This window comes from Streptomyces sp. F001, assembly GCF_004187715.1.
In the GTDB taxonomy this organism is placed as follows: Bacteria; Actinomycetota; Actinomycetes; order Streptomycetales; family Streptomycetaceae; genus Streptomyces; species Streptomyces flavusporus.
Genome location: NZ_QZWF01000081.1, coordinates 1 through 7,067, shown reverse-complemented (window position 1 = coordinate 7,067; position 7,067 = coordinate 1). Strand labels below are relative to the sequence as shown.

General features: G+C 72.2%; 7 protein-coding genes. 4 read left to right on the top strand and 3 right to left on the bottom strand.

The window, feature by feature from the left end; genetic code table 11:
* Positions 1–144 precede the first annotated feature (144 nt).
* Positions 145–639 (top strand): MarR family transcriptional regulator, encoded by a 495-nt coding sequence (locus StrepF001_RS43675; RefSeq protein WP_129803624.1) that lies wholly within the window; start codon positions 145–147, stop codon positions 637–639.
* Positions 636–1,076 (top strand): MarR family winged helix-turn-helix transcriptional regulator, encoded by a 441-nt coding sequence (locus StrepF001_RS43670; protein ID WP_129803623.1) that lies wholly within the window; start codon positions 636–638, stop codon positions 1,074–1,076. The genes StrepF001_RS43675 and StrepF001_RS43670 overlap by 4 nt, the downstream gene beginning before the upstream one ends.
* 180 nt (positions 1,077–1,256) lie before the next feature.
* Here StrepF001_RS43670 and StrepF001_RS43665 read toward each other — a convergent pair whose 3' ends face one another.
* Positions 1,257–2,675: a PepSY domain-containing protein gene (locus tag StrepF001_RS43665; protein WP_129803622.1), complete on the bottom strand. Its 1,419-nt coding sequence runs from the start codon at positions 2,673–2,675 to the stop codon at positions 1,257–1,259.
* Between the two features lie 132 nt (positions 2,676–2,807).
* On the opposite strand from StrepF001_RS43665, the gene StrepF001_RS43660 reads away from it, so the two are divergent.
* On the top strand, positions 2,808–3,455 hold the full coding sequence (locus StrepF001_RS43660) for a peptide deformylase (protein ID WP_129803621.1): 648 nt from the start codon (positions 2,808–2,810) through the stop codon (positions 3,453–3,455).
* A 108-nt stretch (positions 3,456–3,563) separates the two neighbouring features.
* On the opposite strand, the gene StrepF001_RS43655 is transcribed toward StrepF001_RS43660, so the two are convergent.
* Positions 3,564–4,997 carry an NAD(P)/FAD-dependent oxidoreductase gene (locus tag StrepF001_RS43655; protein WP_129803620.1) on the bottom strand — a complete coding sequence of 478 codons (1,434 nt, stop codon included), beginning with the start codon at positions 4,995–4,997 and terminating at the stop codon, positions 3,564–3,566.
* Between the two features lie 143 nt (positions 4,998–5,140).
* On the opposite strand from StrepF001_RS43655, the gene trxA reads away from it, so the two are divergent.
* On the top strand, positions 5,141–5,524 hold the full coding sequence (gene trxA, locus StrepF001_RS43650) for a thioredoxin (RefSeq protein ID WP_129803619.1): 384 nt from the start codon (positions 5,141–5,143) through the stop codon (positions 5,522–5,524).
* Between the two features lie 21 nt (positions 5,525–5,545).
* Here the strand turns inward: trxA and StrepF001_RS43645 are convergent, their stop codons facing one another.
* A complete protein-coding gene (locus StrepF001_RS43645; protein WP_129803618.1) occupies positions 5,546–6,982 on the bottom strand; it encodes a benzaldehyde dehydrogenase in 1,437 nt (478 codons plus the stop codon).
* Positions 6,983–7,067: the final 85 nt, after the last annotated feature.

Below are 7,067 nucleotides of genomic sequence, written 5' to 3'. Positions count from 1 at the left end.
AGACTTAGCAGCGACAATCTACTAGTCCCGCCGGGGACCTCCCGTCAGTCGGTTGCGGCGCCGTCCGCCGGGCGGTGTCGGTGGCTTCACCTCAACGCGAGAAAATAGTAGCCATGGATATAGTAGCCATGTACTGTACCTGTCATGAGTGAGGCATCCGAGGGCGGCCCGACGCCCGGTTTCCTGGTCTGGCGGCTGTCCATGAAGTGGCGCGTGGCGGTCGACCGTGCGGTCGCGCCGCTCGGGCTGACCCATGCGCAGTACTCGCTGGTCGCGTCGCTGTACGGCATGCAGCGTTCCGGACTACGGCCCAGCCAGCGACGCCTCGCCGACCACACCGGGCTCGAACCGCTCTACGTGTCGAAGCTCGCCCGCGCCCTGGAGACCGCCGGCCTGCTGGAGCGCACCCGCGATCCGCAGGACCCGCGCGCCGTCCAGTTGGCGCTCACCGACCAGGGCCGGGACGTCACACGCCGGGCCGTCACCGTCGTACACCGACTGTTGGGACAGCTGCTGGAACCGCTCGGCGGTCTCGACAGCCCGCGCGCCCGGGAGTTCACGCGCGATCTCGCCACCTTGCTCGACGCACCGCTTGATCCATTCATCGACCCCGACGAGAACAAGCAGGAGCAGTCATGACCACCACACCCACTGTCGGCGGCCGGGTCATAGGCCTGGCCCACTACGCCGGCCGCGCCGTCCTCGAGACCGTGCTCGCCCGCTACGGTGCCACCTTCCAGCAGTCGGTGACCCTCCGGCTGGTCGCCGTCGCCGAGGCCCCGGTCGAGCGCGACGCGCTGGTCGTCCAGGTCGTCGGGTCACTGAAGGCCGACCCGGCCGACGTGCACGGCGTCGTCGACGAACTCATCGAAAAGGGGCTGCTCGAACCGGCGGCGACCCAGCTGCGGATCACGGACGCGGGACGGAAGTTGTACGAAACGACCGCCGCCGAGACCGGGGAGATCTCCGCCCGGATCTACGCCGGGATCCCGGCGGAGGACCTGGCGGTGGCCGGCCGGGTGCTTGCCCTGGTCACGGAGCGGGCCGACGCGGAGCTGGCCGCCATGACGAAGTAGGCAGGCATCCCGGAAAGCAAGCAGTGGACCGAGGAGGTTCCGGAGCAGACCGGCCCGCGGCTGCTGCCGGCGCGCGCCTACTCCCACTCGGCCCGACTGCACCGCGCCGAGGCCCACATCGATGCGGGCCCGGCCTCCCCCCGAGAGAGGCCGGGCCCGCCGTCCGTCCCGGCGCGGGGCCTACGGGGCGGCGGTCCCGCTGCGGCTGCCGTACGTCCGCCGCCCCCGCCGGTGTGCGATCTCGCCGAGGATCACGTCCACGACGAGGAACGCGGCCAGCGGGATGCCGAGCAGCGGAACGAAGTAGCCGACGACGGCGACCACGGTCAGCAGCGGGACGAGGATCTGCGGTGGCACCTGGGCCCAGGCACCCCGCGGAATGGGCCGGCCGAAGGCGGAACCGCGGCCGCGCTGCCACCACATGCGGTAGCCCAGCACGATCAGCAGGATCAGGGACAGCGCCAGGAGCATCAGGGCGATCTGGTTGACGAGTCCGAACAGCACGCCGGTGTGCAGGTCGATGCCCCAGCGGGTCAGCTTCGCGAGCACCGGGTAGTCGGCGAACCGCAGCACGTCGGTGACCTCACCGGTGGCCGGGTCGATCGCGACCGAGTCCTGCTTCTCGGGCCAGCTGCGCTGCACCTGCTTGACCACGTACGCCGAGCTCGCGTCGGCGGGCGGGACGATCTCCACCGGGTCGCCCAGACCCTCGGCCCGGGCGGCGGTCAGCACCTTGTCGAGGCCGACACCGTGCTCGGCGGTCCCCCCGGAGCCCGCCGCCGCGCCGTGGCCCCCGTGGTCGCCGCCCGACGTCGCCGAGACCGAGGGGGTGGCGTGGCCGAGGGAGGTGCGCAGTTCGTCGATGTTCGCGCCGGCGTACTGCGACCAGGTCAGGCCGGTCGCCGACAGGAAGAAGAACCCGGTCGCGGCCCAGACGCCGACGGTGCCGTGCAGGCCCAGCGTGCGGCGCCGCCCGCTGGTGCCGCGCAGCTTGCGCAGGGCGCGGCGGCGGGAGAACCACAGCACCAGGCCGCCGGCCGCGATCACCCACAGCCAGCTCGCGGCGAGCTCGCTGTACAGGCGGCCGGTCTCGCCCAGGTGCAGGTCGCGGTGGAACTCGTCGATCCAGGTGCGCAGCGGCAGCGCCCCCGTGGAGCCGTACTGCTCCAGGGACCCGCGCACCTCGGCGGTGTACGGGTCGACGAACACGGCGAGTGTGTGGTCCTCGTGGACGCCCGGCACGCCGGACAGCAGGACGCGCGTGGTCGCGTCGGCCTCCGGGGAGGGCCGCACTGCCGAGACCGTGCCCTCGGGGTGGGCCTCACGCGCGGCCTCGACCTGCTCGGATATCGGAAGCTTGGTGTCGCCGACGTCGGGGACGGTCATCTCGTCGGCGTACAGGATCTTCTCGGCCTGGAAGGAACCGGCGTACAGGAAGCCGGTGGTGGCCGCGACGAGGAGGAACGGCGCGACGAACAGACCGGCGTAGAAGTGCAGTCGCAGGATCAGCGGGCGCAGGGGCGCCCATCTGCCGGGGGACGGCGCCGACTCGGCCGGCTGCGGGGCCTCGTCCGTGTCGGGCGAGGAGGTGATGGTCATCGGTGGGTGCTCTCCGGGGAGTGGGGACGATTTTCAGCCAGGTGGTGCATGAGTCGGGCTGCGGAGCCGTCGAGTTCCCGGAGGATCAAGTGGCCTGCGTCACATGGCGGGGCGTCATGGCATGCTGGCAGCATGGCTGCCCCCCATGATCGCCTGCCACTCGCCGAGCAGGTCGAGCAACTCCTCGCCATGGACGGTCCGTTGCCCATCGTCATGGCCGACGATCCCGTACTGCGGCGTGGCGCCGAGCCGTTCGACGGCCAGCTGGAGCCCGCGCTGCTGGCCCGGTTCGTCGAGGCTCTGCGCCGTACGATGCACGCTGCTCCGGGTGTCGGCCTCGCGGCGCCGCAGGTGGGCGTGCCGCTGCGGATCGCGGTGATCGAGGATCCTGCGCCGGTGCCGGAGGAGGTGCGGCTGGCGCGGGGGCGGGTGCCGCAGCCGTTCCGGGTGCTGGTGAATCCGTCGTACGAGCCCGTCGGCGCCGGGCGGGCCGCGTTCTTCGAGGGCTGTCTGAGCGTGCCGGGCTGGCAGGCGGTGGTGGCCCGGCACGCTCAGGTGCGGCTGACGGGCGCGGACGAGCACGGCCGCGCGGTGGACGAGCTGTTCGAGGGCTGGCCCGCGCGGATCGTGCAGCACGAGACGGACCATCTGGACGGCGTGCTGTACCTCGACCGGGCCGAGCTGCGCTCGCTGTCGTCGAACACGGCGGTGGCGGAGCGCTGGGCGCGGCCGACACCGGACGAGGCGGCGCGGGAGCTGGGCTTCGAACTTCCGGATTGAGCCCGGGCGTTCGTCATAAGCTCCCGCCACCGCAGCACGTCAGCTGTCCCGGTATCCCCCAGCACCGGAACCGGGGGATCCGTCAAACGCTCCTAGCACCGCAGCACGTCAGTTGTCCCGGTATGCCTCCAGCAGCCGCAGCCACACCTCGCTGACCGTCGGGTACGACGGCACCGCATGCCAGAGCCTGCTCACCGGTACCTCTCCGGCGACCGCGATGCTCGCCGAGTGGATGAGTTCGCCGACGCCGGGGCCGACGAAGGTGACACCGCGGAGGATCTCGCGCTCCAGGTCGACCACCATCCGGGCGCGGCCGCGGTAGCCGTCGCCGTACAGGCCCGCTCCGGCGACCGAGGAGAACTCGACGTCGACGGCATGGACGCGGTGGCCGGCCTGTTCCGCCTCCGCCAGCGAGAGTCCGACGGACGCGGCTTCCGGGTCGGTGAACACGACCTGCGGGACGGCGCCGTGGTCGGCGGTGGCGGTGTGCGCGCCCCAGGGTTCGGTTTCCAGGGCGGACTCGCCGGAGGCACGGGCGGCGATGGCTGCGCCCGCTATGCGGGCCTGGTACTTGCCCTGGTGGGTGAGGAGGGCCCGGTGGTTGACGTCGCCGACCGCGTACAGCCAGTCCGTGCCGGTCACCCGGAGACTGTCGTCGACCGGCAGCCAGGAGCCGGGTTCCAGGCCGACCGTGTCGAGACCGATGTCGTCGGTGCGCGGGGCGCGGCCGGTGGCGAAGAGGATCTCGTCGGCCTCGATGCGGTCGCCGCTGCCGGTGACGGCGACGACCGTGCCGTTCTCGCGGGTCACCGACGTGACGGAAGTGCCGGTGCGGACGTCGGCGCCCGCCTCGGTGAGCGCCTCGGCGACGAGTTCACCGGCGAACGGCTCCATGCGGGACAGCAGGCCCTTGCCGCGGACCAGGACGGTCACCTGGGAGCCGAGGGCCTGCCAGACGGTGGCCATCTCGGTGGCGACGACACCTCCGCCGACGACGATCAGCCGACCGGGGACGACCTGGGAGCTCGTCGCCTCCCGGCTGGTCCACGGTCCGACGTCCGCGAGCCCCGGCAGCCCGGGCAGCTGGGCGCGGCTCCCGGTGCAGACGGCGACGGCCTGCCGGGCGGTGAGGGTGTGCCGCACCCCGTCGGTGCCGGTCACCACGACCGTGCGCGGCCCGGCGAGCCGCCCGTGCCCGCGGTAGAGGTCGGCCCCGATGCCGTCGAGCCATCCGACCTGGCCGTCGTCCTTCCAGTGAGAGGTGAAGTAGTCCCGGTGTGCGAGCACCGCGGGCGCGTCGAGGGGGCCCTGGACCGCCTGTTGCAGGCCCGGGATGCGGCGGGCGTCCGCGCGGGCGAGAACCGGGCGCAGCAGCGCCTTGCTGGGCATGCAGGCCCAGTACGAGCATTCGCCGCCGACGAGTTCGCCCTCCACGACCGCGGTGGACAGCCCGGCCGCGCGGGTGCGGTCGGCGACGTTCTCCCCCACGGGCCCGGCCCCGAGCACCACGACGTCATAAGCGATGGATTCCGTTTCCGTCATGGGCTCAGTCTGCTGGGTGGTGTGGCGTGAGGCCACATGGGTACGCACGCCGTTACGTGCCCGCCGGGCGTACGGAATACGTCACGGTCCGGCCGTGTTGTGCCGACGGCTTTGCCCCCACCCCAGGAAGAGGGATTCACGCCATGAGCCACACCGTGGAGCTCACCAAGGAGAACTTCGACCAGACGGTCACGGACAACGAATTCGTCCTGATCGATTTCTGGGCGTCCTGGTGCGGGCCGTGCCGGCAGTTCGCCCCGGTCTACGAGAAGGCGGCGGAGGACAACCCCGATCTGGTCTTCGGCAAGGTGGACACCGAGGCGCAGCCGGAACTCGCCGCCGCGTTCGGTATCCAGTCCATCCCGACGCTGATGATCGTCCGGGACCAGGTCGCGGTCTTCGCGCAGCCAGGTGCGCTTCCCGAGGCGGCCCTGACCGACGTCATCGGCCAGGCCCGCAAGCTCGACATGGACGAGGTCCGCAAGGCCGTGGCCGAGCAGCAGGCGCAGCAGGGCGGCGACCAGTAGGGCACACGCATCCCGTCATGCCTAGAAGGGGTACGCCGGCACGTCACCGCGCACCGTCGTCCAGCGCACGTCGGTGAAGGCCTCCAGGTTGGCCTCGCCGCCGAAGCGGGCGCCGGTGCCGGACGCGGCGACCCCGCCGAAGGGCGCCACGGCCTCGTCGTTCACGGTCTGGTCGTTGATGTGGACGATGCCGGTCGGGATCCGCTCGGCCAGTTCGAGGCCGCGGGCCGCGTCGCGGGTGACGATGCCGAGGCAGAGTCCGTACAGGCTGCGCCCGGCGAGGGCGGCCGCCTCCTCGGCGGTCCTGAAGGACCGCACGGGCGCGACCGGGCCGAACACCTCCTCCGTGTAGGCAGGGGTGTCGTCGTGGACGCCGGCGAGGACGGTCGGCCGGTAGAAGAGACGCTCGTACGTGCCGCCCGCGGCCAGCCGGGCTCCGTCGGCGGTGCTCGACTCGACCAGGCCGTGCACCTTGGCCAGCTGGGTGGCGTCGATGACCGGGCCGAGCTGCACCCGCTCGCGGAGCGGATCGCCGACCGCGAGTGAGTCCGCCTTGGCGGCGAGGCGCTCGACGTACTCCTCGTACAGCGACTGGTGCACCAGGTGGCGGCCGGTCGTCATGCAGATCTGGCCCTGGTGGAAGAACGAGCCCCATGCGGCCGTGGAGATCACCGTGTCAAGGTCGGCGTCGTCGAGCACGATGAGGGCGGAGTTGCCGCCCAGTTCCAGGTGGGCGCGCTTGAGGTGGCGTCCGGCGGCCTCGCCGACCGCCCGGCCCGTCTCGGTCGAGCCGGTGAAGGAGATGACCGGCACCCATGGATCGGCGACCAGGGCCCCTCCCGTGTCCGGGCCACCCGGCAGCACATGCAGCAGCCCTTCGGGCAGGCCCGCCTCGGCAAGGACCGCGGCGAGGGCGACTCCGCCGCACACGGCGGTGCGCGGGTCCGGCTTCAGGACGACTGCGTTGCCGAGCGCGAGGGCCGGTGCAACGGAGCGAATGGCCAGGATCAGCGGCGCGTTGAACGGGGCGATCACGCCCACGACGCCGACCGGGACCCGTCGGGTGTACGACAGCCGGGGCGCCTCGCTGGGCAGGACCTGACCGGCCGGGCGAGAGGCGAGCGCGGCGGCCTCGTAGCACTCCTGGGCGGCGACGTGGAGTTCGAAGTCGGCCTTGCCGGGGATGGAGCCGGACTCGCGGACGATCCACTCGCGCAGTTCGCCAGCGTGCTCGGTGAACAGGTCACCGGCCCGGCGGAGCACTCCGGCGCGCACGAGATACGGAAGGCGCCCCCACTCCCGCTGGGCGTCGTGGGCAGCCTCGGCGGCGGCTGAGACGTCCTGCGCGGTTGCGAGGGCGAGGGTGCCGAGCGGCTCGCCGGTGGCCGGCTCGACGACGGCGTACTCGGGTCCCGACAGGGTGCGGGACTGCCAGGTCCCGGGGTCGAGCAACGGCATGACGGCTCTCCGTTCGGTCACCGGCGCCCCGTGCGGCTGAGCCTGCACCATGCTAAGCGCTCCGCCGGAAGTCCGGTACGCCACC

Excerpts from the sequence above, each read along its gene's own strand:
- trxA (WP_129803619.1), top strand. The coding sequence starts at position 5,141 with ATGAGCCACACCGTGGAGCTCACCAAGGAGAACTTCGACCAGACGGTC.
- StrepF001_RS43655 (WP_129803620.1), bottom strand. The coding sequence starts at position 4,997 with ATGACGGAAACGGAATCCATCGCTTATGACGTCGTGGTGCTCGGGGCC.
- StrepF001_RS43670 (WP_129803623.1), top strand. The coding sequence starts at position 636 with ATGACCACCACACCCACTGTCGGCGGCCGGGTCATAGGCCTGGCCCAC.
- StrepF001_RS43645 (WP_129803618.1), bottom strand. The coding sequence starts at position 6,982 with ATGCCGTTGCTCGACCCCGGGACCTGGCAGTCCCGCACCCTGTCGGGA.
- StrepF001_RS43660 (WP_129803621.1), top strand. The coding sequence starts at position 2,808 with ATGGCTGCCCCCCATGATCGCCTGCCACTCGCCGAGCAGGTCGAGCAA.
- StrepF001_RS43675 (WP_129803624.1), top strand. The coding sequence starts at position 145 with ATGAGTGAGGCATCCGAGGGCGGCCCGACGCCCGGTTTCCTGGTCTGG.
- StrepF001_RS43665 (WP_129803622.1), bottom strand. The coding sequence starts at position 2,675 with ATGACCATCACCTCCTCGCCCGACACGGACGAGGCCCCGCAGCCGGCC.